We start from the raw sequence: 26,672 nt of genomic DNA on the forward strand, positions 1-26,672 counted from the left end.
TTTAAATAACACGTAATAACAGGAGGAAACTATAATGACGAATACCCATTTTCCAAAGGATTTTTTATGGGGCGGTGCGCTATCCGCCTGTCAGGCTGAAGGTGCTTATAATGTGGATGGCAAGAGCCTGACCATTCCAGAAGTGATGAAGTTTAATGAGAAGAACGACCGCAAGGTGACCAAACAGATCAGAGTGAATTGGGAGATGATTGAAGAGGCCAGGAATGACCCGGATACGATTAAATATCCAAAGCGCCGGGGAATTGATTTCTATCATTCTTTCCGTGAAGATATCGCCTTGTTTGCCGAGATGGGCTTCAAAGTATTTCGTTATTCCATTTCATGGGCCAGAGTATTTCCAGGTGGCGACGATGCCGCTCCGAATGAAAAGGCACTGGAGTTCTATGATCAGGTTATTGATGAGTGCCTGAAACAGGGTATGGAGCCCCTGATCACCATTAGCCACTTTGATACACCGATTGTGCTGATGGACAAGTTCGGAGGATGGTATAACCGCAAGCTAATTGATCTGTATGTGAACTATTGTGATGTGCTGTTCAATCGCTACAAGGGCAAAGTGAAATATTGGGTGACGTTCAACGAGATCAACATGAGCGTGAAGGCATCGGCCAAGACGCTGGGAATCATTGATTATGATGCTCCGAATTATGAGGAAATGCTGTTCCAAGGGCTGCACCATCAATTTGTAGCTGCGTCCAGAGCAACCAAGATGGCTCATGAGATTGATCCGAATAACCAGATCGGAAGTATGGTGGCTTATTTTACAACGTACCCGTACACATGCAAGCCGGAGGATGCACTTCAGATGCAGCAGGATGATCAGATGAAAAATCAATTCTATCTGGATGTGCTCAATAAAGGCGAGTACCCTTACTATAGTAAAACGTACTTCAAAAACAAGGAGATCCAGCTGAACATCGAGGACGGCGATCTGGATAACATTCGCGCACATACCGCTGATTTCGTGGGGATGTCCTATTACAACTCCATGATTTCCAGCAGTGATACGGAGCAACTCGAACTAACGGCAGGTAATGTACACAGCGTCTACAAAAACCCGCATCTGCCCGCTAACGAGTGGGGTTGGCAGATTGATCCGATTGGCCTGCGGTATACGCTAAACCTCGTCTATGATCGGTATCAAAAACCTGTCTTCATTCTGGAGAACAGCTCGGGCTTCTACGATAAGTTAAATGAAGACGGAACGATCAACGATCCATACCGGATTGATTTCCTGAGCAAACATATTGAACAGATGGGGCTCGCCATTGCCGATGGGGTCAAAGTGTTGGGTTACACGATGTGGGGGCCGATCGACATGATCAGTTCAGGGACTTCCGAGATGAGCAAACGTTACGGATTTATCTATGTGGATCAGGATGACTATGGCAACGGTACGCTGAAAAGATATCGGAAGGATTCGTTCTTCTGGTATCAGAATGTGATCCGTACCAACGGAGCAGAACTGTAACGCACCATGAACATTCTGGGTCGTATCAAAAAAATCCCCGGCGGCTTGCTGATTGTTCCCATGCTGGCCGCCGCGGTCATCAACACGATGTTTCCATCGTTTTTTCAGATCGGAGATCCAACGACAGCACTATTCACATCAAAAGGTACCATGGTGTTGATCGGCATGATTTTACTGATATCAGGAACACAGTTGAACTTGTCGCAGCTTCTGGTGACCTTGAAGAGAGCAGGAGTGCTCTGTATTTCACGCATCCTCATCAGCTGCCTGTTCGGCTGGGCGTTTGTACACTTTTTTGGCATAAATGGGGTCGGGGGAGTTTCTGCGGTAGCCTTCATTGCCGTGCTGACCAGTTGTAATCCAGGATTATATCTGGCCTTGATGAACACGTATGGAGATGATGTGGACCGTGCTGCATTTGGCATTCTGAATCTGATTGCCGTACCGGTTATTCCGGTCATGATATTGAATTCGGCAAGTGGCATTGGTATCGATTACCTCAGTGTACTTGCTACGCTAGTGCCTTTCTTCATTGGCATACTGCTTGGTAATCTGGATAGCAACATACAGAAGATGTTTGCTCCGGGAACACTGATTCTGCTGCCTTTCCTAGGCACAAGCTTTGGGTCCAATATTGATTTGCGTATTGCATTTCAGTCCAGTCTGTCCGGATTGTTGGTCACGGTATTATTTTTGCTGATCTGCATGCTACCGCTCATTGGAATCGATCGCGCGATACTAAGACGGCCAGGTTACGCAGCGGCTGCGACATGTTCGGTTGCTGGATTGTCCATGGTGGTGCCTTCAATGGCTGCTGGGTTTAATCCGGCGTATGCGCCTTATGTGGACACAGCTATCGCTCAGATTGCGTTTGCCGTCATCCTGACATCGGTGACCGTACCGTTTATCGTGAAGCGCTTGGCTGGAACAACAGTGACAGAAGCTTCTATACGGGCAAACCACTAAAAAAACAGCACGTGTTCTGTCAGGTCATGACGGGTCACGTGCTGTTTTGCTTTTACATCTATATGATCTCCTGGGGGAGGAGAGGGATCGATCGGTTTATTTTACAGACCCAGCAGTTGTTTAACACTTTCAGCTACCGCTTTGCTGGATTGCGGATTCTGTCCTGTGACCACGCGGCCATCTGTTGTGACATAAGAGCTGAATGCAGCGGCTTTATCGTACTGTGCGGCACGTTCTCTCAAAGCATCTTCCAGCAGGAAAGGAACATACTCGGTTTGTTGAGCCAATGCTTCCTCTTCATTCGTGAAGCCGGAAACCGTTTTGTCTTTGATTAATAGCAGGCCGTTGGACAGCTTCACGTTCAGCAGGGCTGTAACCCCGTGGCAAACACCGGATACAACGCCACCTTTTTCATAGATTTCACGAGAAAGCTCTTGAAGTTCGGCATTGTCCGGGAAATCCCACATCGTACCGTGACCGCCTGTGAAGTAGATCGCATCATAATCACTTGCATTCACTTCGCTGGGTTTCAACGTATTTTTCAATTGGTTCATGAACGTTTCGTTCTCGAAATAGGCTTTGGTGCTCTCATCCAGGGAGTCACCCAGACTTTTCGGATCAAGAGGTACGTTACCACCTTTAGGGCTAACCAGATCGATCTGAACATTGTCATTATGGTCGAACTCTTCAATAAAGTGAGTTGCTTCGCTCAGCCACAAGCCGGTAGGCTCGTCTTTCGTTGCGTATTTATCTACATTTGTTAGAACAACCAGTATCTTTTTCATATAAAAAACCTCCCGTAAAATGTATAACATTCATTTATGTTTAATATCACAAAATTAAATTGTGTAAAATCTATTATTAAACATAACATAACCATGTTCTAAAGTAAAATCATTAACGTATCTTCGATCTCCATTGTTACTTTCAAGCGTAGGCGTAAAGAACAATCTAGTCGTAGTAAATATGCCCTTAAGAATGCACTTTTACTTATAATGTTCTTTTAATTTACTCAATTTGTAAGCGGAGGTAGGCATGTGTAAGGGTTATCAAAATTATTTCAAATTTGATGTTAATTTGATTGAACAACTAGTTCTTTTGATTTAGAATGGCGGAAGATGCCAACATAAAACTGGTACATATTACATAGGGACTCGGAGGAACACAAATGAAACGTTCAGGTAAATTTTTCGCTTCAACAGCAGTTGCTGCTGTCGCTGCTGTGTCAATCGTGTCTTCAGCCTCGGCAAGCACAATCTCTAATTCGAACATCTCTAGTATTTCTATGGCTAATATTCAAAGTATGGATATCGAAACTGCTTTGATGTTGGTTCAACAAGAACGCACCAAATTATTGGATGCCCAATTGCAAACGCAAATTCAAGAGGTACAGAACCGCAATCAGTTGATCGCGGAACTGAACTCTCAATTGCAGGTAGCCCAGCAAAACGGAGATGAAGCAGCTATTCAGAAGCTGAAAGGCCAAATTGATGGTGCAAGCAATTCCCAACAGATGGACATGCTTCGTCTGCAGTCCCTGTCCAACAAGCGTAATGAAGCATTTGATGTAATGACTAACTTTATCAAAAAAATGCAGGATTCAAGATCATCCATCATCGGTAACATGCGTTAAGAACGGATGATTAATTGCAACAATACAAAAAAGAGCGAAGCCGGAATTTTAATTCCGAAACTTCGCTCTTTTTGTGTTTTTTATTTCAATCCGAGTTAGCTCGACCAGTCACGACGCCGAGTGAACAGATCTTTCAGCTCGTCCGTTGACAATTCAGTAATCCAGTTCTCGGAGCTTGTGATGATGTTGTCGCTAAGTTGTTGTTTGCTCTCCAACATCTCGTCGATCCGTTCCTCCAGTGTACCGAGAGAGATGAACTTATGCACCTGTACATCTTTAGTCTGACCCATCCGGTAAGCCCGGTCGGTGGCTTGATTCTCCACAGCAGGGTTCCACCAGCGGTCAAAGTGGAAGACATGATTGGCGGCCGTCAGATTTAATCCCACACCGCCTGCCTTGATGGACAGAATGAAGACGGACGGCTGTTTGTCCTCAGGTAGTGTGCGGGATTGGAACTCCTCAATCATACGATCGCGCCCCGTTTTGGACGTACCTCCGTGCAGATATAGCACAGGCTCCTGCAACTCCTGACGCAGTACCTGTTGCAGCATCTGTCCCATACCAATATATTGGGTGAAAATCAGGCATCGCTCGCCCTCATCCCGCAATTCCCGGACAAGCTCCATCAGTCGTTCCAGCTTTGCGGAGCGGCTGATCAGCATCGCCATATCCTGCGGGCTGTACACGTCATAAGCAGATGTCAGTGCACCGTCCTCGGGCAGTTCCTCTGGCAAAGCTTCTTTTGTCAGCAGCAGAGGGTGGTCACACAATTGTTTAAGCTGAGTTAGTGTCGACAGAATCGCACCTTTGCGTTTGATACCTTCCAGCTCTTTCATTTTATCCATCAGGGCCTGCACGGACTGGTCATACAATGCACTTTGTTCGCCCGTAAGGTGAATGTAAGTCTTCATCTCGTTTTTGTCCGGCAGATCAAGCTGGATATTCGGATCTTTTTTCTTACGGCGCAGCATGAATGGTTTCACGAGCTGTTGCAGATCCTGCATCCGCTGCTCATCCTTATCTTTCTCTATGGCACTGATAAAGCGAGTCTGGAATGCTCGGGCACTGCCCAGATATCCTGGATTCGTAAAATCATAGATCGACCACAGCTCGGACAACCGATTCTCGATTGGTGTGCCTGTCATGGCAATGCGGTGTTTTGCCGGGAAGCTGCGGACGGCCAGGGACTGTTTGGTCTGGGCGTTTTTGATATTCTGCGCTTCATCTAGACAGATGCATGACCACGTGTAACTTTGCAACATTTCCTGATCCAGTGTAGCCGTAGCAAAAGACGTGATGATAATGTCAACCTGTTCCGTTTGCTCCCTGAATTCTTCTCCGCTTAATCGGCGTGCCCCGTAATGCAGACTGACATGAATAGAGGGTGCGAAGCGGCTGATCTCCTTTTGCCAGTTGCCCAATACAGAAGTTGGACAGATCAGAAGTGCCGGAGCCTGTCCTGGTTTACGTGGTTCGTGTTCTTTGATGTGTAATAGATACGTAATGAACTGTATGGTTTTCCCGAGACCCATATCATCGGCAAGACATGCCCCAAGGCCGAATCTGCGCAGGAAACCAAGCCATGCAAAACCTTCCTTCTGATACGACCGCAGCTCGGCATGGAGCCCTGAAGGGATAGGCAGGGAAGGCGCACCGCCTTGTCCGCCTCCCAATTGTGCAATGACCCGATTCAGGTGATCGTTTAGCTCAACCTCCAGTCGAATGTTCTCATTAGCCTGTGGTTGCTCTTCCTCCTCGGCTTGTTGCCCTTCCTTCCATTTCTGGTTGCGATATTCCCGCTGTTCATTATGAAGCAAATGCAGGTGTAGAATATCCTGAAATGAGAGTCCCTGTTCCCGATCTACACCGCCCATGGCACGTCGTATCTGTTCCAGCAGGTCGGGGTCGAGAGGAACCCATTCTCCGCGGAAGCGAACCAATCGTTCATTACGGGCAACAAGGTCGGCGAATTCATCTTCGCTGAGATCCGTGTCACCAATCGCAATGCGCCAGTCAAAATGAATAATTGAGTCCAGTCCGAAGAAAGATTGTCCCCGCTCACTGCCTTCCTCTGGCTTCACCTTGGCGCGCAGCTTAGGTTTCTTCTTCCGGGCTGCTTCCCACCAACCCGGGAGCAGGACTTGCCAACCCGCTGCCAGCAATCTTCCGCTATCCTGTGTAAGGAACTGCCAGGCTTCCTGATCTCCCAAAGGGTCACTCAGCACATCACGTCTGCCGCTAATAGAGCTTGCAAGACGCGGCAGATGTGCGCGAAGCTGATCCAGCCATCCGGCGGAGCGATCCAGAATGAACGGTGTCCATACCTCTGGCCATTCGCCTTCAAGTCTGCCACGTGAATCCAGCATGACGGGCACCAAGATGGCGGCATCCAGCTTGTTCTGCAACACCAGTCGCAGCCTCCAAGATGGCTCATCCTCATCGGGCTCCTGCAATTGCAGCATGGGTCTGAATGGTGCGGCATCCGCTTTCCAGCCAATGGATACGAGCCAGGACTGAGCGTCCATTCCGGCTGTCTTGGGTAGAGTGCCGCGCTCTGGGAACAACTGCGGGAATTCACGCCGCAGATCGGTTGCCGCTTCCTCCGAACTGTACCAGCGCTGGAACACAAAGGCGGAGTAGGCCGCCCCGAGTCCTTCCGCGTAGCTCTCGTCCGTCTGCTGAATCGCTTTGGTAAGCGATGCCCGTTCCTGCTTTTTCAAGCTGTCCGGGTCCCAGGTCCACTGAAGTTGTCCTGCCCGGTAGGCCTCGAAGCTGGGTACGTATTTGCGTTTCTCGATAGATGCTGAGAATGCCGGAGCCAGTCGAATCAGATGTTCCGCTTGCTCGTCCCACTTCCATTCAATATGAAGCAGGGTATGCATCTCGGCAAAGAAGGGAATCACTTCTTCCGCAGGCAGAACAACCAGCTCAATCTCTTCGATCTGCCGAACTTCCAATTCGGTACCGTAGTAGGAAGGCGCATGCCAAGCGAACAATCGCTGCTTAAGCGACTGTCCCGATACAAAGTGGTGTGTGTTGAGTGCTCCGTAAAACAAAGCATCGCCATATCCGGTTAAAGCGACGTGAACCTCAATCGTTTCAGTGTATGGATGAATTAAGCTCATGAGATCAGTTTACCTTTCCGAAGCTCTTCCTGCAGGGCGCGCAGCCGACTGTTACGAACGGCGAGTGTGGTGATGAATTGCTCCCAATGCGCTTCTTGCTTCAATTTTTTATAGATTTTGGAGAGACGTTTCAGCAGCTTCACCGCGGCCTTGTATCCGTCCCTGTTCTTGTGTCCGATATAACGCTCCACCGCCTGATGATAGAAGGGGAGCAGCAGTTCAGGTGCATCTTTTTCAATCGGTTGCAGCACCGCTACACGGAATTCGAGAGGCTCCGTCCCTGTACTTAGCTGAAAATCTATCCACCTGCGCCACTGACCACGAGAATGCATGGCATCCTCGTAAGCGGGGCGGGAGTGGGGAAGCATACTGACAAGCGTGTCCCACATACGGTTCTCTGCATCGGGCAGATGTTGAATGGCCGTATCCCATAGATGCATGTAATCATTCAAAGGTGTATTACGCCGATTCGCCAGAAGGGGGCCAAGTTGTACTAACCAATCCCCAAGACGCTTCCATTCAGCCGAATCTGCGAGTACATGGAGAAAATGCAACAGATGTTCTGGCGGGATGCCATAGGCTGAGCTTCCATGGACGAGTCGGTGCCACGCCTGATCATCCTGCCCCAGATGGAAGTGCATCCAGCTCTGCGCGAGTACCAGTGGTAAAGGCAGTGTCACTGCTTTGCTTGGTCTATCAATACTACTTCCATTACTTTGAGCGCTACTCAAGACACTTCCACCTGACTGGGAAGGTGGCGAAGCGGCGGTTATATTGCGCTCTATATCATTTAAGATAGCCTGTTCCGACACTAACATGTCCTGGGACCCTTGAAGCTCAGGTACGATCCAGTTCAACCACAGTTGCCGATAGATCGGAGTGAAGAACATCATGCTGGCTGTCTCAGGCATCATCTGTTTACGTAAATAAGCTGAGGTTTCGGCCAGTCTGTTCCAAAGTTGTTCAAGCTTGTTTCCCTTTAGACCTGACAGGTCTAGCGGATGGTTAAAGATCCGTTCAATGTCTTTCAGAAGTGCATCCACCGCGAGCTGGGCAGGGTAGCTCAAGTACACGGGTGTATGCGTAATGGAGTTACGAGCCGGCGGTACGCAGAATCGTATGAGGTGCAGCTGCACATGCAGTTCAAAAAGTTGGTCCATCGCAGCGGTCAGCCTTGGCTTAATGGCATATAACTCGTCCGTTGCTTCCTGCACGTAGGATGTACTTGCTGTGCCTGTACCCAGGCGTCTCAGACAGGAGTGGAATAGCTCATGCCATTCCGGGATTTCGAGATCGGCAAGCTCTGTTGCGCGCTCCCTGATCTGACTGTATTGGTTGCCCTGAATGTCCATATCCTGTGGTTCATCGGCATCCGCGTAGCTGGATCGTCCTGCGGACATGGCCCCGACGGGTTTGGTCGTTTGCTTGAGCGCTGTGCTGGAGTGTGCATTCACGATCGCATGTACAGGTCGCTCCAGTTGTTCGGCATAACTCATCAAGACAGCTGTCATATGTTTGCATACGGAATTCACCGGGCAAGTACAATGACTTGTAGACAGGGATTGCAGGCTTAGGGTGACCTCATATTCTTCCGATCCTTGCACAACGGCCGAGATCCCTTGTTGTTCGGAATAGTTTAATGGTCCGACACGTTTCTGTTTATAATATTGGAATCCGCGCATGATCGTCAGGTTATTAAAATGTTCCGCAACCTGCCTGATCAACTGTTGCCACTGGGCATCATCCATCCTCATGTTATTCGGTATGTTCATCATTCCATCTCCTGGGGTAAACATAGGTTCAGTAATCACCACGTCGATGACGTGATGTTGTCAATTTGTTGTATCCATCATATCAGTTATGAGCCGATCCGTGCATGGGTTATACGAATATGAAGTTCTTTTTGGACAAACATGAATTTAGATGATTATGCAGCTGCCGTGAGCGAGTGGCATGCATGATTGCCTCATTTTGTGTATGCTTATCGTATGTATTCCTTTCAGGAACGATGCAGGCCGGGGAAACGGTCCTATTACAAACAACAGGAGAGAGCATATGAAAATACTCACGTTAAACACACACGCTTGGGCGGAAGAGGATCAACTGAACAAGATCAGTCAGCTGGCTGATTTTATTAATACACATCAATTTGATGTAATCTCCATGCAGGAAGTAAACCAGTCCATGCAGGAAGCGGCGCTTTCTGAAGAAGAACTGAAGAGATATTATGCGACTGAATCGGATGCTGTGATTAAAAAAGACAACTACGCCTACGTCCTGCTTCAACAGCTGACAGAGCAATATTACTGGACGTGGATTCCCGCGCATGTCGGGTTTCAAAAATACGATGAAGGACTGGCGATCCTTAGCCGGACGCCGATTACACAGGCTTTTGGAGAATATGTGTCCCACATGCGGGATTATAACAATTACCGTACACGCAAGATTGTGGGAATTCAGACGGTCGTCCAAGGTGAAGCAACCTGGTTTGTGAACGGCCACTACAACTGGTGGGATGATGCACAGGAACCGTTCAAGGGACAGTGGGAGCTGACCGAGAGCAAGCTTGCACCCTACATGGATCAGCCGTTATATATAATGGGTGATTTCAACAATGTCGCGGAAGTGCGTGGTGAAGGCTATGACTATATGATGAGCAAAGGCTGGAATGACCTGTACACCACCGCATTGCAAAAGGATGAAGGAGCGACCGTGGTGAAGGCCATTGCCGGCTGGGCAGATAACAAACGCGATCTTCGGATTGACTATATTTTCTCCAATCGCCCCATTCAGGCCAAATCTTCAACTGTGGTTTTGAACGGTAAAAACGGGCCAGTCGTGTCCGACCATTTTGGCGTCGCTGTAGAGATCTAACAGCCATGCGGCTATAAATGGGATTTCCCCTCAATTAAAGAAATAAAGCCTCCGCTGACTTCCTGTTAAGGGAAGTGTAGCCGGAGGCTTTGTTGCATTCAAACATCATTTCCTATGTACATGTAGTATGGTTGTTCTTCATTTTGTTGCGGAATTGCTACTATTCTAGCGCTAGCATCTGATGTACGAACTTTTTCAGATTAGCGCTTGTCTCGCTAAGTTGTTCGATACTTTCCATGAACTCGCTAACGAGCTTGGCTTGATCTACTGTTGCGGTTGTAATCTGACCGATCTCCTGCTCCATATGTTTCATGGAATCCTGTACACTACCGAGGGAGGTTTCGATATCAGCCGCTGCTTGTTTCGTATGATCGGACAGTTTACGTACTTCACTGGCCACCACACCGAATCCGGCTCCCTGATCGCCCACACGAGCTGCCTCGATCATGGCGTTCAGTCCAAGCAGATTGGTTTGTTCGGATACTTCACGAATGACGTTTGTTACTTTAGACACACTGACAGAGTTCTCTGAAGCTTTTTTGGAGTTGCGCAAAATCTCTTCCGAGGTCGCAGAGAGTTCTTCCGAATGTGCCGCAATCTGCTGAATGCCACCGACAAGCGCATGAATAGTCGTTTCATTTTCACGGATCAGCGTCTCCAGTGTCATGTGACTATCCAGTGCGTAGTTCACACCCAATATACCCACGACCTGATCGTTTTCCTTAATGGGAATAAGGATGGCGTCGAAAGGTCTGCCTTGCAGATCACCAGGCATACGTGCCACAGTACGCGTCTCCTTGTTGGTGAGCATTTTGAAGTTTTTATAATCGTCATGCAGCTCATCTCCAACCTTCACGCCAATCTCCAGACTTTTTGCTTCGGAAAAATACAATACTTTCTCATGATCATTAATGGATATGGATATGTCGTCACGGAACATTTGGCTAACAAAAGGCATAGCATTTACCAGAGATTCAAGAGTATTCAATGTTCATCTTTCCTTCCCGATACAAAAAGTGGAATTTTACGACCTACTATCTATATCGGTAACGGTTTCTGTTTTTTAAACGAATGTTCAAATATAAGTTCAGCTGGCGAGACATAAAGGTAGACTTTGAATTTATTTGTAAGCGCAAACAAAAATCTATAGCCACCATAGAACATGTCAGTTATACTGGGATTATTAATTGGTGCCTGAGTAAACTAGAAGATATTAACGTACAGGGCAAGGGCGTTCCTTACGAAGGTTAAGCGCTATATCTCCAGATCCTGCCACAGTATAATATGGGTCTGAGCTGCCCGGGTGGACGTTTTATTTCGGATAAGATTTTATTTCAATGTGAGAGGGAAGTGTGCGATCAATGACGACCTATTTCAGCGAACCGCAGAGCATGTATTACCGATTTGGAGAAGATCAGGATCAGGTGCTGAAGGTGCTGGCCGAGAGGTATATTGGGGCCAATGCGCAGGCTGATTTTGTATATCGGGTATTCCAGAAGTCTGGTATTTTGCAAAATGAGAAAGGGCTTTATGATCTGAATTTAGGTAAACGCTTTCCTGACGCTCCCAAAGATCATATATCTTACGCAGCTGCGCTTGTATGGGGGGATGAGGACAGGAACCTGGATGTGTTGGTCCGCTGTTATGGACCTGTTCGCTTCTATTTCAATGAGCAGTTGGTCTATCGCTCTACCGTAATGGATGAGATCAGTCCTGATGCAACGGTGAAGCTCAGCATCGATATCAAGCCCGGTTGGAACACCATTTGGCTTGAAATGAAGAATACCCCTGCCGGATTTGGCTGCCAGTTTGGGTCAGATGAAGGTAAAGTGCGTATTCTGAACGTATTTGCGCCGTTTCAGGAGAGACAGGGACAAGCGGGGTGGGTGTTCTCCCAACCGAACCTTGCTGTGAGTAAGCAACCAGACCTGCTTGGAAAAGAAGCAGATTACAGTTTGAAGTGGCTACCTGAGACAGGCTGGTCTGATGAAGATAAAACCAAGCCGGCTCTCGAACGAATATACGGGCATCTTCCTGGACGGCATGTGTATGCTTGGACGCATCTGAACAATACCGATTCAACCGGGAGTCAGGTACGATTGTCAGGTCAATCCTCCGGTTGTTTAAGTATATGGATTAGCGGCAAGCCTGTGGCGCAAGTGAAGGAAGCAGGTCCGTTCGAGGTAGAGGTAGCAGCCTCTTTTGGACGGAGTGACCTGCTTGTTCGAAGTGAATGCGATGATGCGGCAGGACCGTGGAATTTTAATTTGAACGCAACCGTTTCGGGTAAGCCGCTTTTACTTGAACTTCCTCAGCGCGTCCATGGTGCTTCCGGAGAGTCATGGTTATATGTCGGTCCCTTTGAGTCGAATGTTGAACTGGATGTGCAGGATCTTACCCGAACAGACCGAGTGTACCAAACAGGGGTAGAACAGACGTATTTGCGCTTGGATCGACCGGATGCCTGGATCAGACCCTATTATGAAAATGCCATGTTAAGCAACAAATGGACCGTGGGCAGTGTAACCAACTATGGTCGCTGGGATTATCCATTGGGTGTCACTGTATATGGTCTGTTACGGACGGGGCGTTATTTGCAGAGACCGGACATTACACGTTATGCGGCGGAGCATGTGCAGGCATGTACCCAGATGTATGAGTACTCGTTATGGGATCGGGAGCAGTATGGTTTCCCGGCTGTCAATCAACAATTGGTCATGCTGAAAATGCTGGATAACTGCGGTTCTTTTGGTTCGGCCATGCTGGAAGCGTATTCAGAGTGCCATGAACCAACGTTTCTTCCGATTGCTGAACGTATTGCAGATTTCATGCTTTCCCGCCTGGAACGGCAGGAAGATGGGGCGTTTTATCGCACATGCGTAGGGGAGTATGCCGAGAATACCATGTGGGCAGATGACCTATATATGAGCACGCCGTTTCTCGTTCGTTATGCACGGGTGACAGGCAACTCAGCCGCATTGGATGAAGCCGCCAGACAATTTTCACTGTATCGGAAATATCTGTTCATGCCTGAGTTCAAGATCATGTCCCATGTGTATGATTTCAAATATGGACAGGCAACGCAGATTCCATGGGGACGGGGCAATGGCTGGACACTATTCTCCTTGACGGAGGTATTGGAAGCTTTGCCGGCAGAGCATCCCGAGCGCCCGGCTCTAATTAATTTCTTCAACGAATTGTGTGAAGGATATGCGGCGCTTCAAGGGGAAAGTGGGTTGTGGCATCAGGTGTTGAACGAACCACAGACGTATGAAGAAGCCTCCTGTACGGCGATGTTTGCCTATGGTTTTGCGAGAGGGGTACGTTTTGGCTGGTTCAAAGACCCTGAAGTTTACGTCACGGCCGCCGAACGGGCCTGGAAGGGACTCATCTGCAAAGCCATTGATCGTCAAGGGAATGTCCATGGCGTGTGCAGTGGATCACGATATGCGTTTACGGCAGAGTATTATGATCAGGACTTGCGTACCGTCACCAATGACAATCACGGAATAGGCATTATGATGCTGGCAGGAACCGAAGTGGCAAAAATGAAGAAACATCTGGCCGAGCATAGGGTCTCTTCACCCGCAATCTCACATTCCTGACACACCATATCTGAGACGGGAACACGACCGCCGGGAATGTTATTCCCGGTGGTTTGTGATTTTTTCAACTCCTTACTTTTTTGACAGGAAAGCTTACTTTTGTTTATGTCATGTGCAGTAATAGACCGATACAATAGGTTTTGTAAGCGATTCCACAAATGCAAGAAGGGGAGGAAATTCATTTATGATGATTACAAAAAAGTGGGTAACCCTGTTCTGCCTGTCCCTGTTATTGTTCGCTACAGCCTGTTCTGGAGGGGCCACTGATACACCATCTTCTTCTGGGGAAGCAAGTGGAAGTGAAGGAGATTCATCAGGTAAGGTTGAACTGCGCATGACTTGGTGGGGATCACAGACTAGACATGATCTGACGACCAAAGTGATCCAATTGTTTGAAGAGAAACATCCCGGAATCACCATTAAACCTGAATATTCCGGTTGGGATGGTTATTTTGACAAATTAACGACACAGGTAGCCGGTTCAAATGCACCAGATATCATCCAGATGGATTACGCATTTCTGACTGACTTTGCCCGGCGTGGTGCTTTGCTTGATCTGACCCCATTTGCAGAGAGCAAAGAGCTGCGAACAGAGGATCATGATCAGAGCATGATTACAGCCGGATCCATTGACGATAAATTATATGCAATTACCCTCGGAGTAAACGCACCAGGTGTCATCTATGACGCCACCGTATTTCAGGAATTAGGTATTGAAGAACCGCAAGAGAGCTGGACATGGAAGGATTTTGGGGATATTGCGACCAAGATTGCCGCAGCCAAAGGTGAGGGGTTCTATGGATCTGCAGACATTTCCGGTACAACCAACATGTTTGAAGTGTTTATCCGACAATCCGGAAAAGGTTTGTTTGATGGTGGCACAATGACTGCTACCAGCGAGGAGCTCCAGCAATGGTTCGATATGTGGAGCGCACTACGCGAGAATGGTGGAGTGACCACAGCGGAGATCACAGCATCCACAACCAATGCGCTGGAGACACGCCCAATCTCACTGGGTACAGCTGCCATGGATTTTGCATGGTCCAATCAATTGCTGACATTCCAGCAGGTGAACAAAAACCAAGATCATAAGCTTGGGATACAAGTACTCCCGCATGGTGTTAACGAGCAGCAAATTGGCGAATACCTGAAACCAGGCCAGTTCCTCTCCGGTTATGGCAAAACGAAACATCCGAAGGAAGTTGCCATGTTCATTGATTTCATGGTCAATGATCCAGAAGCAACCGCTATTCTTGGTTCTGAACGTGGTGTGCCGGTTAACTCAAGCATTCGTGAGCAGATGCAGCCAACGCTGCCGGAAGCGGAGCAAGTCATTTTCCAATTTATTGACACCGTATCGAAGCATTCCAGTGAGATCGATCCACCATACCCGCAAGGATTTGCTGAAGTGGACACAAGTTTCAAGAGCGCAAGTGAGCAGATTGCCTTCGGTCAAGGCGATACTCCAGATGTCATTGCCCAGTTTATTGAAGGAGCCAAGGCTACGCTTGGATCGAGTCAATAATAATTGAAACTGTCTCAGACTTCTAATTCTGCGGGGAGGTTGCGAAGATGAACACATCACAGGTCAGTCAAGCCCGAATCGAGCGTGTAGCTACCCGGCGGGTCAAACGGAGATATGCGCATAATGGAGCCGCGCTTCTGTTCCTCGCCCCATGGCTTGTGGGATTGTTATTTCTCACCTTGGGACCAATGCTGGTATCGTTATACATCTCATTCACCGATTACAGTATCCTGGCCGCCCCTTCCTGGGTCGGTCTGGATAACTACACCACGATGTTTACATCGGATAAACTGTTTACCCAGTCGCTTAAAGTCACCTTCACGTATGTCGCTGTATCGGTACCGGTCAAGTTGATCTTTGCACTGCTGGTAGCCATGCTGCTCAATAAAGGGATTCGAGGACTTGGTATTTACCGGACCGTGTATTACATTCCGACATTGCTTGGAGGCAGCGTTGCGATTGCAATGCTGTGGCGTAAAATGCTGGGCGGTGACGGGCTGCTTAATAGTGTGCTTGCTATGGTAGGCATTAAGGCGCCCGATTGGGTTGCTAATCCGAAGTATGCCCTGTACTCCATCGTGCTGTTATCGGTATGGCAGTTTGGATCATCCATGATTATTTTCCTGGCAGGCTTGAAGCAGATTCCACCTGAATATGATGAAGCCTCGGCGGTAGATGGGGCAGGTCCTCTGCGGAGATTCTTCTATATAACGTTGCCGATTCTGTCACCCGTCATCTTTTTCAATCTCGTGATGCAACTGATTACGTCCTTTCAATCATTCACACAGGCTTTTGTTATCAGTAATGGTAGCGGAGGACCAGTGAACTCAACCTTAATGTACTCTCTGTATCTGTACAAAAAAGGGTTCTCATTCTTTCAGATGGGCTATGCTTCTGCGATGGCCTGGGTGCTGGTCATCCTGATTGGCGTATTTACATTGCTCGTATTCCGCAGCAGCAAGCTGTGGGTGCACTATGAGGATGGTGGAAAATCATGATTGGACAACGGAACTCCAGAGCATGGGTCGTCGGCAAACATGTGCTGATCTCAGGCATCGCCTTTGTCATGCTCTATCCAATTCTCTGGATGCTCGGTAGCTCGTTCAAACCGGGACATATGATCTTTACAGAGACCTGGTTCTGGCCGCAGGAATGGAATTGGCAAAATTATATGAATGGCTGGTCGGGAATTCAGGGTAATCCGTTCTCCCGGTTCCTTAGCAATTCTGTCATCCTGTCGCTTGGCGCCGTGCTGGGCAATGTCATCTCCTGCTCTATGGCGGCATATGCCTTCGCCCGACTGAATTTTCGCTTCAAAGCCATCTGTTTCGGCCTGATGCTCATGACGATTATGCTGCCCCATCATGTAACGCTGATCCCGCAGTATATTCTCTTCAACCACCTGGAGTGGGTGAATACGTATCTGCCGCTTGTGGTGCCAAAATGGCTCGCGACCGACGCCTTCTTCATTTTTCTCATGGTACAGTTCTTCCGGGGATTGCCCAAAGAGTTGGATGAGGCGGCTACCATTGATGGTTGCGGTCCTGTGAAAATATACACCAAAATCATCATTCCACTTGCGTTCCCAGCACTGGTTACCACGATGATCTTTACGTTCTTGTGGACATGGGACGACTTCTTCAGTCAGTTGATCTACTTGAGTGACGTTAGCAAATACACCGTGCCGCTAGGTCTGCGTCTGTTCCTTGATTCGAGTTCTCAATCCGATTGGGGTCCGATGTTTGCCATGTCGGTGTTGTCATTGGTGCCATGTTTCATTGTATTTATCGTGTGTCAAAAGTACTTCGTGGAAGGAATCGCGACCTCTGGGCTCAAAGGGTAATTCCAAGACGAAACGAGTTGATTTTTCCATGGGGAAAGGAAGATGGTCTTCATTCATTAATCAAAAGCTGCAACAAAGCAAGCTCTCCACGTTGATGGTGACTTGCTTTATTGCGTTTAACCTGTTGCTCGTCTCCGTTGTGGTCTGGCTGGCATATCAGTCTTTCTCCGCGGTCACATTTGCCGAGATTAGCAAAGCACGTCTGGCTCTTCTGAACGAGAGCACACGTCGGGGATTTGATTTCATTACAGGGGTAACAGGAACCGCATATGGTTTGGCAAGCAATCGCGAACTGTCCAATCTGCTTGAGACGGCCGATACGGGCAGGCTTGCACAGATTCACCAGCGGAGAGAGGTATCTCGAATCCTGGATCATACCATGGTCGTGAGTGAAGGCATTACTTCCATTGAACTGTATACGGATGTCTTTAATGAAGTGACAGTGACTATGGCTGATCGCATATTTCCGGTCGACACCATCGCACACGATTCTTGGTTTGCTACGCTGGAAAAGGCTGATGCGGCATGGGTTCCGCTGCGTGAGAACGAATCGGGCCAATCCCTGGTCGGATACGCCCAACGGATTTTCGACAGTCATGGCGGAACGGTTGCCTATGTGCTCATTCGACTGAGTAGAGCGGACATTGTACGCAGGTTTGCCGATGTACCCATGGTGCTTGATGGAAAAGTCCTGTTGGTAGATACGGCTGGTAATGTCGTCATGGAGATGGGGAAAGCTGATCCAGCAGGGGAGAATGTACAATCCGACGATAATGCTGAAGGAGATGCCTTGGAAGAACAGGAACGAGCGAATAGAAGTAATGAAGTGAGTACAGCTCCAGAAACGGGTGAGTCCACAAACTCATCTTCTTCTATTATAGATAGTGCATGGATTCAGGAACATGTGCAGCCTGGTGCAGACGGATACGAAGTGGTTTCCGATCAACCCGGTGGTGCTCAATTGGTGCTGTATTCCAGGCCAGCCATGCTTCAGTGGCGCCTCGTACAGACTATTCCGGTATATACACTGTTATCACCGCTCAGACAGGCGGGCTGGCAGATTCTCGGCATTGCCATACTGGGACTGTTATGTTCCGCTGTTCTTGCGTACCTGTTCGTAAGGCAGATCATCCGCCCACTGAGACAATTGATCAAGCGAATGAGACAACTGGAGAAAGGGGACTTCGATACCCGGGTGCACCTTTCGTTTACGGAGGAATACGCCCACTTGGCTTATGGCTTTAATCATATGGCTTCACAACTCACAACGCTGATGGAACAGGTAAAGGAGGAGAGCCGGGCTAAGCGTGAAGCCCAGACGGGCTTGCTTGAGGCCCAGATCAAACCTCATTTTTTATACAATACACTCGACATGATCCACTGGCGCGCACTCGATTACGAAGCCAAGGATATCAGTCGCATGATTGTGCAGCTCAGTAAGCTGTTACGGATCGGACTGAGTGGAGGAAGATTGTTTATTCGGGTTCGAGATGAGTTGGAGCATGCCCGTTGCTACGTTAACATACAGTCAGAGCGGCTACCGTTCTCCATTCATTATCAGGAGCAGATCGATCCGCGTATTCGCGGTTGTTACATTCCGAAGATCATTTTGCAGCCCTTTATCGAAAATGCTGTTATGCACGGACACCCTGAAGAAGGTACACTTCGAATTCAGGTCCATATGCACGAAGAGGTTGGCCCGCATGAGGATATCGTCATTCGTATCACGGATAATGGGCGGGGTTTGCCGGAGGGGTGGACACTCGAAGAGACGTGTGGTATCGGTGTACGAAATGTACATCAGCGCATTCAGCTTTATTGTGGGAAGAGGTATGGCGTTCAACTGAGCAATAGAGAGTCAGGTGGCGTGGAAGTGACCATTACGCTGCCGCGTATTGAGACCGACGAGCAATTAAATCTATGGCTGGACGGTGAAAAATGATGAAGACCATTATGCTTGTTGATGACGATCCTCATATTGTAAAGGCACTAACAGATCATATCGATTGGCCTTCTCTGGGCCTTAGCATTGCAGGCACTGCTTCCAATGGCTTGGATGCGCTGGAGCTGTTTCAACGCATGCATCCAGATGTGGTTATGACTGACGTCTATCTACCGGGGATGACCGGGCTTGAGATCACACAGACGTTGCGACGTGATCATCCCCACCTGCCGATCATCATTCTTAGTGGATATGACGAATTCGAGAACGCCCGGGCAGCCATGCGCTGGGGGGTGAATCACTTTTTGCTGAAGCCGGCAGAGGTTGAGGAGATTGAGTCTGTGCTGCGGGAGGTGATACTGGAACAAGATGTGCGAGAGCGGCATGAGCGGCTGGAGCAGACGTACAAGCAGGAGGTCGGACGGGTACTTCCGTATTTGCGCAAACAATTTCTTCATGAACTGCTGACTACGCGATATCGGGCAGACGAGCTGCCCAAAGAACGCATGGACTATATAGGCATACATATGTCCTCACAGACACGCGCCATTAGTCTGCAACTGAATCGCCCCGTATTTTTGACACGAATGAAAGAACGGGATTGGCAGCTTCTCCGATATGGGGCGGCCGATATTATTCAGGAGACGGTGAAGGAGCAAGCAGCGCGCATGAATGGTCAGGTAGAGATTGTTGATTATTCGGATCAGGTATTTGTATTGCTTCTATTAGGAGATAAAGATCATCTGGAGGAATGCCTGCCACTCGTGGAGAGGATGATCGATCAGATCTTTACGTATCTGAAGATTGAAGTGAGTGCTGGAATCGGAAGATCCAAGAGTCACCCATGTGAGGTGATAGATTCCTATCTCGAGAGCAGGGAAGCAGTGGAAACAGCAGAGTTTCAAGGTGGAAGTCGTATATACCACTATGAAACATCAAAGGAAACAGAACCAAGTGTGACTGATTATTCATTATTGCTTCGTCAATGGAATGAGGTTTGGGCGGATATTCGACCTGACCTAGCGGAAGAGGTATGGCATCATATTTGCCTTTTGCTGAAAGAGGGGAAATGTGTTGGGATACAGGATGTACAGGTTGTGGCCGTCAGTCTGTTTGACACGTTGATGCATAGCTGGAACCGACTTCATCCTATGTTAACACCGCCGCTAGCGATGAGTGATTTTTTGCGTGAAATTCAATCGAAATATGCTTTGCATGATCTGGTAAACTGGATGGATCGTATTATCTGCGACTGGCTGGAACAGATACGCAAGGAGATGGGCGAGAAAAAAAGCAATAAACTTATCGAGCAGGTGAAACAGTATGTGGAGCTGCATTACGCCGAAGAGATTAGTTTTGAAGCAATAGCCAAGGGATTATTCGTACATCCGAAGTATCTGAGTCAACTGTTCAAAAGGGTGACAGGTGAGAATTTCGTGAGTTATTTGAACGGGTACCGAATTCAGAGAGCGTTGGAACTGCTGCAGTCGGGTCATTACATGGTATATGAGGTGAGCGAGATGACGGGGTTCCGTAATGCGACGTATTTCAGCCAGGTGTTCAAAATGCTTACGGGCAAGAGTCCGTCTGAGGTGGGGTAGAACGATACAGGTACAGTAATTACAAAGCGGAAGAGGAGGTATGGTTCTTATGATGATCGATCAGCAGGAATATTACATTAAAGGTTTATCTTACTCAATTAGATCGGCAGAGGAAAAAGATGCTGAGGCCTTGTCTTCACTTCGTGTACAAATGGACGGGGAAACCGAGAACATGGATCGTGAAGAGGGCGAAGCGTATATCGACGCAGCTGGGTTTAGGCGGATCATCCTTTCTGACACGGAGAAGTTGCGGCATCTGTTCCTTGTTGCTGTAGTGGCGGGTGAGATTGTGGGGTATTCCCGATGTGAAGGCAGAGAGTTGAAGCGCTTTTGCCATAAGGTTGAGTTCGGCGTGTGTGTAGCCCAAGAGTTTTGGGGACATGGGATTGGCAAGAACTTGTTATTGCAGTCGATAGAATGGACAGACAAGGCTGGTGTAGAGAAGATGACGTTGAACGTAGTGGCATCCAACGAAAAGGCAATTGAGTTATACCAAAAGAGTGGCTTCGAGATCGAAGGTATCCTGAAAAAGGATCGGCGGCATGCGGACGGACAGCATCATGATACGATAGTGATGGGTAGGTTCAAAGACTAATAGTAAAAAATGAAGAACACATTTCTATCATGATCAAAGTTCTATGTAGTTTGATTATTAGATTCGGTAACCACATAATAGATAGCAGTGTTATTGAATAGAGCTATTGTGTTTCATATTTTATAGAACGAATGTAATGATGCTGGTTGATTAGTTCACAACCTATATTGAGAGAGATTTGACCGGTGAGAGTATATAGAATATAGTTACCATCGGACAAAGAGATTAAGAAGAGATTGAGTTAAGTAAACCATTCGTTTAATAATGGAATATTTTACAAGTGGTATTTGTGTTGTGTATATGATATATTCTATTTCCGGCCAAAAAAACACGATAAATAAAGTGCCGCAGGCAAAACAAATAAGCTTCGAAAGAAACTTAAAAAAAGAGCTTGCAAAGTTGGTTCGGAAGTGTTAAGATATAAAAGTTGCTGAGGAGAACAACGCTCGGTAACAAAACAAGTTTGATCTTTGAAAACTGAACAACGAGTGAGTAAACATTCTGCTTGCAGAATGAACGCGAAAGTTTGAAACAAGCCTTGGCTTGAATCGGCTGGAGCACAAATGAGATTTAAATCTCGTCAGATTCAAAATGAGCTTATCGCTCTTTTCAATACTTTATTGGAGAGTTTGATCCTGGCTCAGGACGAACGCTGGCGGCATGCCTAATACATGCAAGTCGAGCGGACCATCAGAGAAGCTTGCTTCTCTGATGGTTAGCGGCGGACGGGTGAGTAACACGTAGGCAACCTGCCCTCAAGTTTGGGACAACTACCGGAAACGGTAGCTAATACCGAATAGTTGTTTCCTTCGCCTGAAGGAAACTGGAAAGACGGAGCAATCTGTCACTTGGGGATGGGCCTGCGGCGCATTAGCTAGTTGGTGGGGTAACGGCTCACCAAGGCGACGATGCGTAGCCGACCTGAGAGGGTGATCGGCCACACTGGGACTGAGACACGGCCCAGACTCCTACGGGAGGCAGCAGTAGGGAATCTTCCGCAATGGGCGAAAGCCTGACGGAGCAATGCCGCGTGAGTGATGAAGGTTTTCGGATCGTAAAGCTCTGTTGCCAGGGAAGAACGCTTGGGAGAGTAACTGCTCTCAAGGTGACGGTACCTGAGAAGAAAGCCCCGGCTAACTACGTGCCAGCAGCCGCGGTAATACGTAGGGGGCAAGCGTTGTCCGGAATTATTGGGCGTAAAGCGCGCGCAGGCGGTCATTTAAGTCTGGTGTTTAATCCCGGGGCTCAACCCCGGATCGCACTGGAAACTGGGTGACTTGAGTGCAGAAGAGGAGAGTGGAATTCCACGTGTAGCGGTGAAATGCGTAGATATGTGGAGGAACACCAGTGGCGAAGGCGACTCTCTGGGCTGTAACTGACGCTGAGGCGCGAAAGCGTGGGGAGCAAACAGGATTAGATACCCTGGTAGTCCACGCCGTAAACGATGAGTGCTAGGTGTTAGGGGTTTCGATACCCTTGGTGCCGAAGTTAACACATTAAGCACTCCGCCTGGGGAGTACGGTCGCAAGACTGAAACTCAAAGGAATTGACGGGGACCCGCACAAGCAGTGGAGTATGTGGTTTAATTCGAAGCAACGCGAAGAACCTTACCAGGTCTTGACATCTGAATGACCGGTGCAGAGATGTACCTTTTCTTCGGAACATTCAAGACAGGTGGTGCATGGTTGTCGTCAGCTCGTGTCGTGAGATGTTGGGTTAAGTCCCGCAACGAGCGCAACCCTTATATTTAGTTGCCAGCACTTCGGGTGGGCACTCTAGATAGACTGCCGGTGACAAACCGGAGGAAGGTGGGGATGACGTCAAATCATCATGCCCCTTATGACCTGGGCTACACACGTACTACAATGGCCGGTACAACGGGCTGCGAAATCGCGAGATGGAGCCAATCCCAACAAAGCCGGTCTCAGTTCGGATTGCAGGCTGCAACTCGCCTGCATGAAGTCGGAATTGCTAGTAATCGCGGATCAGCATGCCGCGGTGAATACGTTCCCGGGTCTTGTACACACCGCCCGTCACACCACGAGAGTTTATAACACCCGAAGTCGGTGGGGTAACCGCAAGGAGCCAGCCGCCGAAGGTGGGATAGATGATTGGGGTGAAGTCGTAACAAGGTAGCCGTATCGGAAGGTGCGGCTGGATCACCTCCTTTCTATGGAGAATCGTTTCCCGAGTGGAAACATTCAAATATAAAATCTAGCCAGGTCGGCTAGTTACTCACTCGTTGCTCAGTTTTGAGAGCTCAAACTCTCAAACAGCTTGCTTTTGCATGGAGCTTGTTCTTTGAAAACTAGATATCGAAACGAAAGTAAATGCGAATTAGAACATTCCTTTTTAGCTGAACTTGTGCAAACAAGTTTCAATAAAAACGGTAGTGAAATTGCTGTTGCGATGGAATCGAATGGGAGCGACTTTTGGCTTTGCGCAAGCAAAACAAGGGAAGCGAGCGATCGAAACCGGAGCAATTTGGTTAAGCTACTAAGAGCACACGGAGGATGCCTAGGCGCTAGGAGCCGATGAAGGACGTGGCGAACAACGAAACTGCCTCGGGGAGCTGTAAGCAAGCTTTGATCCGGGGGTGTCCGAATGGGGAAACCCAGCTGGGGTAATTTCCAGTTACTCACAACTGAATACATAGGTTGTGTAGAGGCATACCAGGGGAACTGAAACATCTAAGTACCCTGAGGAAGAGAAAACAATAGTGATTCCGTCAGTAGCGGCGAGCGAACGCGGAGAAGCCCAAACCAAGGAGCTTGCTCTTTGGGGTTGTGGGACGTCTCACATGGAGTTACAAAGGAACCGGTTAAGTGAAGAGGTCTGGAAAGGCCCGCCAAAGAAGGTAAAAGCCCTGTAGTTGAAAGTCTGTTCCCTCCGAGACGGATCCCGAGTAGTGCGGGGCACGTGAAACCCCGTATGAATCCGGCAGGACCATCTGCCAAGGCTAAATACTTCCTAGCGACCGATAGTGAAGCAGTACCGTGAGGGAAAGGTGAAAAGCACCCCGGAAGGGGAGTGAAATAGAACCTGAAACCGTGTGCTTACAAAAAGTCAGAGCCCGTTTTAGGGGTGATGGCGTGCCTTTTGTAGAATGAACCGGCGAGTTACGTTCCCGTGCAAGGTTAAGGTGAAGAGCCGGAGCCGCAGCGAAAGCGAGTCTGAATAGGGCGCCATAGTACGTGGACGTAGACCCGAAACCGGGTGATCTACCCCTGTCCAGGGTGAAGGTGCGGTAACACGCACTGGAGGCCCGAACCCACGCATGTTGAAAAATGCGGGGATGAGGTGGGGGTAGCGGAGAAATTCCAATCGAACTCGGAGATAGCTGGTTCTCCCCGAAATAGCTTTAGGGCTAGCCTCGGAAAACAGAGTCGTGGAGGTAGAGCACTGATTGGGTGCGGGGCCCGCAAGGGTTACCAAGCTCAGTCAAACTCCGAATGCCATAGACTTACTTCCGGGAGTCAGACAGTGAGTGCTAAGATCCATTGTCAAAAGGGAAACAGCCCAGACCATCAGCTAAGGTCCCCAAGTGTGTGTTAAGTGGGAAAGGATGTGGAGTTGCACAGACAACCAGGATGTTGGCTTAGAAGCAGCCACCATTGAAAGAGTGCGTAATAGCTCACTGGTCGAGTGACTCTGCGCCGAAAATGTAACGGGGCTAAACACACCACCGAAGCTATGGCTTGATGCTTTGCATCAGGGGTAGGGGAGCGTTGTATAAGGGTTGAAGGTGTACCGTAAGGAGCGCTGGACATTATACAAGTGAGAATGCCGGTATGAGTAACGAAAAGATCAGTGAGAATCTGATCCGCCGAAAGCCTAAGGGTTCCTGAGGAAGGCTCGTCCGCTCAGGGTAAGTCGGGACCTAAGGCGAGGCCGAAAGGCGTAGTCGAAGGACAACAGGTCGAAATTCCTGTACCACCGTAAGCCGTTATGAGCAATGGGGGGACGCAGTAGGGTAGTGACGCGGACTGATGGATGTCCGTCTAAGCAGTGAGGCTGATGTGTAGGCAAATCCGCACATTGTAAGGCTGAGCTGTGATGGGGAGCGAAAATTGTAGTAGCGAAGGTCATGATCTCACACTGCCAAGAAAAGCCTCTAGCCAGGTGAAGGTGCCCGTACCGCAAACCGACACAGGTAGGCGAGAAGAGTATTCTAAGGCGCGCGGAAGAACTCTCGTTAAGGAACTCGGCAAAATGACCCCGTAACTTCGGGAGAAGGGGTGCCCCGGTAGTGTGAATAGCACGAGGGGGCCGCAGTGAAAAGGCCCAAGCGACTGTTTAGCAAAAACACAGGTCTGTGCGAAGCCGTAAGGCGAAGTATACGGGCTGACGCCTGCCCGGTGCTGGAAGGTTAAGGGGAGTGGTTAGGAGCAATCCGAAGCTGTGAACCGAAGCCCCAGTAAACGGCGGCCGTAACTATAACGGTCCTAAGGTAGCGAAATTCCTTGTCAGGTAAATTCTGACCCGCACGAATGGCGTAACGACTTGGGCGCTGTCTCAACGAGAGATCCGGTGAAATTTTAATACCTGTGAAGATGCAGGTTACCCGCGACAAGACGGAAAGACCCCATGGAGCTTTACTGCAGCTTGATATTGAATTTGGGTACGATCTGTACAGGATAGGTGGGAGCCTTTGAAGCAGGAGCGCAAGCTTCTGTGGAGGCAACGTTGGGATACCACCCTGATCGTATCTAGGTTCTAACCTGGTACCGTAATCCGGTGCGGGGACAGTGTCAGGTGGGCAGTTTGACTGGGGCGGTCGCCTCCTAAAGAGTAACGGAGGCGCCCAAAGGTTCCCTCAGAATGGTTGGAAATCATTCGAAGAGTGCAAAGGCATAAGGGAGCTTGACTGCGAGACCTACAAGTCGAGCAGGGACGAAAGTCGGGCTTAGTGATCCGGTGGTACCGCATGGAAGGGCCATCGCTCAACGGATAAAAGCTACCCTGGGGATAACAGGCTTATCTCCCCCAAGAGTCCACATCGACGGGGAGGTTTGGCACCTCGATGTCGGCTCATCGCATCCTGGGGCTGAAGTAGGTCCCAAGGGTTGGGCTGTTCGCCCATTAAAGCGGTACGCGAGCTGGGTTCAGAACGTCGTGAGACAGTTCGGTCCCTATCTGTCGTGGGCGTAGGAAATTTGAGAGGAGCTGTCCTTAGTACGAGAGGACCGGGATGGACGTACCGCTGGTGTACCAGTTGTTCCGCCAGGAGCACCGCTGGGTAGCTATGTACGGACGGGATAAACGCTGAAAGCATCTAAGCGTGAAGCCCCCCTCAAGATGAGATTTCCCAGTATGTAAGACCCCTTGAAGACGACGAGGTAGATAGGCTGGGGGTGGAAGTGCAGCAATGCATGGAGCTGACCAGTACTAATCGGTCGAGGGCTTATCCAATAGCAAGTGATAATTCGCATCTTTCGTTTCGAATCTAGTTTTCAGAGAACGATCTCTGA

The 26,672-nt window shown here is 48.8% G+C and carries 15 protein-coding genes and 2 rRNA genes; 13 read left to right on the forward strand and 4 right to left on the reverse strand.

Features of this window, described 5'->3' with window-relative positions; genetic code table 11:
• Nucleotides 1-34 precede the first annotated feature (34 nt).
• Complete coding sequence (locus tag MHH93_RS15855; protein WP_500054809.1) at nt 35-1,492, forward strand: glycoside hydrolase family 1 protein; 1,458 nt, start codon at nt 35-37, stop codon at nt 1,490-1,492.
• Between the two features lie 6 nt (nt 1,493-1,498).
• Nucleotides 1,499-2,458 (forward strand): 2-keto-3-deoxygluconate permease, encoded by a 960-nt coding sequence (locus MHH93_RS15860; protein WP_500054810.1) that lies wholly within the window; start codon nt 1,499-1,501, stop codon nt 2,456-2,458.
• 101 nt (nt 2,459-2,559) lie between these two features.
• On the opposite strand, the gene MHH93_RS15865 is transcribed toward MHH93_RS15860, so the two are convergent.
• Nucleotides 2,560-3,243 carry a type 1 glutamine amidotransferase domain-containing protein gene (locus MHH93_RS15865; protein WP_500054811.1) on the reverse strand — a complete coding sequence of 228 codons (684 nt, stop codon included), beginning with the start codon at nt 3,241-3,243 and terminating at the stop codon, nt 2,560-2,562.
• A 383-nt stretch (nt 3,244-3,626) separates the two neighbouring features.
• On the opposite strand from MHH93_RS15865, the gene MHH93_RS15870 reads away from it, so the two are divergent.
• Complete coding sequence (locus MHH93_RS15870) at nt 3,627-4,091, forward strand: hypothetical protein (protein WP_500054812.1); 465 nt, start codon at nt 3,627-3,629, stop codon at nt 4,089-4,091.
• Nucleotides 4,092-4,186: 95 nt separating this feature from the next.
• Here the strand turns inward: MHH93_RS15870 and MHH93_RS15875 are convergent, their stop codons facing one another.
• Nucleotides 4,187-7,207, reverse strand: coding sequence for a DEAD/DEAH box helicase (locus tag MHH93_RS15875; protein WP_500054923.1), 3,021 nt, complete (start codon nt 7,205-7,207; stop codon nt 4,187-4,189).
• A gap of 5 nt (nt 7,208-7,212) precedes the next feature.
• Nucleotides 7,213-8,991 (reverse strand): SWIM zinc finger family protein, encoded by a 1,779-nt coding sequence (locus MHH93_RS15880; protein WP_500054813.1) that lies wholly within the window; start codon nt 8,989-8,991, stop codon nt 7,213-7,215.
• A gap of 280 nt (nt 8,992-9,271) precedes the next feature.
• On the opposite strand from MHH93_RS15880, the gene MHH93_RS15885 reads away from it, so the two are divergent.
• A complete protein-coding gene (locus MHH93_RS15885) occupies nt 9,272-10,090 on the forward strand; it encodes an endonuclease/exonuclease/phosphatase family protein (protein WP_339258358.1) in 819 nt (272 codons plus the stop codon).
• Nucleotides 10,091-10,250: 160 nt separating this feature from the next.
• Here MHH93_RS15885 and MHH93_RS15890 read toward each other — a convergent pair whose 3' ends face one another.
• Nucleotides 10,251-11,078, reverse strand: a complete 828-nt coding sequence (locus MHH93_RS15890) for a methyl-accepting chemotaxis protein (RefSeq protein ID WP_500054814.1) — start codon at nt 11,076-11,078, stop codon at nt 10,251-10,253.
• A 373-nt stretch (nt 11,079-11,451) separates the two neighbouring features.
• Between MHH93_RS15890 and MHH93_RS15895 the strand changes: the two genes are divergently transcribed.
• The 9 genes from MHH93_RS15895 (at nt 11,452) to MHH93_RS15935 (ending at nt 26,613) form a co-directional block, all read left to right on the forward strand.
• Nucleotides 11,452-13,695: a glycoside hydrolase family 88/105 protein gene (locus MHH93_RS15895; protein WP_500054815.1), complete on the forward strand. Its 2,244-nt coding sequence runs from the start codon at nt 11,452-11,454 to the stop codon at nt 13,693-13,695.
• 184 nt (nt 13,696-13,879) lie between these two features.
• Nucleotides 13,880-15,220, forward strand: coding sequence for an ABC transporter substrate-binding protein (locus MHH93_RS15900; RefSeq protein ID WP_500054816.1), 1,341 nt, complete (start codon nt 13,880-13,882; stop codon nt 15,218-15,220).
• A gap of 47 nt (nt 15,221-15,267) precedes the next feature.
• Nucleotides 15,268-16,218, forward strand: coding sequence for a carbohydrate ABC transporter permease (locus MHH93_RS15905; RefSeq protein ID WP_315939021.1), 951 nt, complete (start codon nt 15,268-15,270; stop codon nt 16,216-16,218).
• Complete coding sequence (locus MHH93_RS15910) at nt 16,215-17,063, forward strand: carbohydrate ABC transporter permease (RefSeq protein ID WP_500054817.1); 849 nt, start codon at nt 16,215-16,217, stop codon at nt 17,061-17,063. Before MHH93_RS15905 ends, MHH93_RS15910 begins: the two co-directional genes overlap by 4 nt.
• Nucleotides 17,064-17,091: 28 nt before the next feature.
• Entirely contained in the window at nt 17,092-19,005 is a 1,914-nt protein-coding gene (locus MHH93_RS15915; protein WP_500054818.1) for a cache domain-containing sensor histidine kinase, read from the forward strand.
• On the forward strand, nt 19,002-20,606 hold the full coding sequence (locus MHH93_RS15920) for a response regulator (RefSeq protein WP_500054819.1): 1,605 nt from the start codon (nt 19,002-19,004) through the stop codon (nt 20,604-20,606). The genes MHH93_RS15915 and MHH93_RS15920 overlap by 4 nt, the downstream gene beginning before the upstream one ends.
• A gap of 49 nt (nt 20,607-20,655) precedes the next feature.
• The gene (locus MHH93_RS15925) at nt 20,656-21,201 is read left to right on the forward strand and encodes a GNAT family N-acetyltransferase (protein WP_500054820.1); all 546 of its coding nucleotides are present in this window, start codon (nt 20,656-20,658) and stop codon (nt 21,199-21,201) included.
• Between the two features lie 617 nt (nt 21,202-21,818).
• Nucleotides 21,819-23,371 (forward strand): 16S ribosomal RNA (locus tag MHH93_RS15930).
• A gap of 316 nt (nt 23,372-23,687) precedes the next feature.
• Nucleotides 23,688-26,613: ribosomal RNA gene (locus tag MHH93_RS15935) — 23S ribosomal RNA — on the forward strand.
• The 16S and 23S rRNA genes sit together here, the layout of an rRNA operon.
• The last annotated feature ends 59 nt before the right edge of the window (nt 26,614-26,672 follow it).

This window comes from Priestia sp. FSL H7-0729, assembly GCF_038005685.1.
In the GTDB taxonomy this organism is placed as follows: Bacteria; Bacillota; Bacilli; order Paenibacillales; family Paenibacillaceae; genus Paenibacillus.

What these genes read in the sequence shown, in the direction of transcription:
- MHH93_RS15880 (WP_500054813.1), bottom strand. Translation starts at nt 8,991, where the DNA reads ATGATGAACATACCGAATAACATGAGGATGGATGATGCCCAGTGGCAA.
- MHH93_RS15925 (WP_500054820.1), top strand. Translation starts at nt 20,656, where the DNA reads ATGATGATCGATCAGCAGGAATATTACATTAAAGGTTTATCTTACTCA.
- MHH93_RS15905 (WP_315939021.1), top strand. Translation starts at nt 15,268, where the DNA reads ATGAACACATCACAGGTCAGTCAAGCCCGAATCGAGCGTGTAGCTACC.
- MHH93_RS15870 (WP_500054812.1), top strand. Translation starts at nt 3,627, where the DNA reads ATGAAACGTTCAGGTAAATTTTTCGCTTCAACAGCAGTTGCTGCTGTC.
- MHH93_RS15865 (WP_500054811.1), bottom strand. Translation starts at nt 3,243, where the DNA reads ATGAAAAAGATACTGGTTGTTCTAACAAATGTAGATAAATACGCAACG.
- MHH93_RS15855 (WP_500054809.1), top strand. Translation starts at nt 35, where the DNA reads ATGACGAATACCCATTTTCCAAAGGATTTTTTATGGGGCGGTGCGCTA.
- MHH93_RS15895 (WP_500054815.1), top strand. Translation starts at nt 11,452, where the DNA reads ATGACGACCTATTTCAGCGAACCGCAGAGCATGTATTACCGATTTGGA.
- MHH93_RS15900 (WP_500054816.1), top strand. Translation starts at nt 13,880, where the DNA reads ATGATGATTACAAAAAAGTGGGTAACCCTGTTCTGCCTGTCCCTGTTA.
- MHH93_RS15860 (WP_500054810.1), top strand. Translation starts at nt 1,499, where the DNA reads ATGAACATTCTGGGTCGTATCAAAAAAATCCCCGGCGGCTTGCTGATT.
- MHH93_RS15885 (WP_339258358.1), top strand. Translation starts at nt 9,272, where the DNA reads ATGAAAATACTCACGTTAAACACACACGCTTGGGCGGAAGAGGATCAA.
- MHH93_RS15920 (WP_500054819.1), top strand. Translation starts at nt 19,002, where the DNA reads ATGATGAAGACCATTATGCTTGTTGATGACGATCCTCATATTGTAAAG.
- MHH93_RS15910 (WP_500054817.1), top strand. Translation starts at nt 16,215, where the DNA reads ATGATTGGACAACGGAACTCCAGAGCATGGGTCGTCGGCAAACATGTG.
- MHH93_RS15915 (WP_500054818.1), top strand. Translation starts at nt 17,092, where the DNA reads ATGGGGAAAGGAAGATGGTCTTCATTCATTAATCAAAAGCTGCAACAA.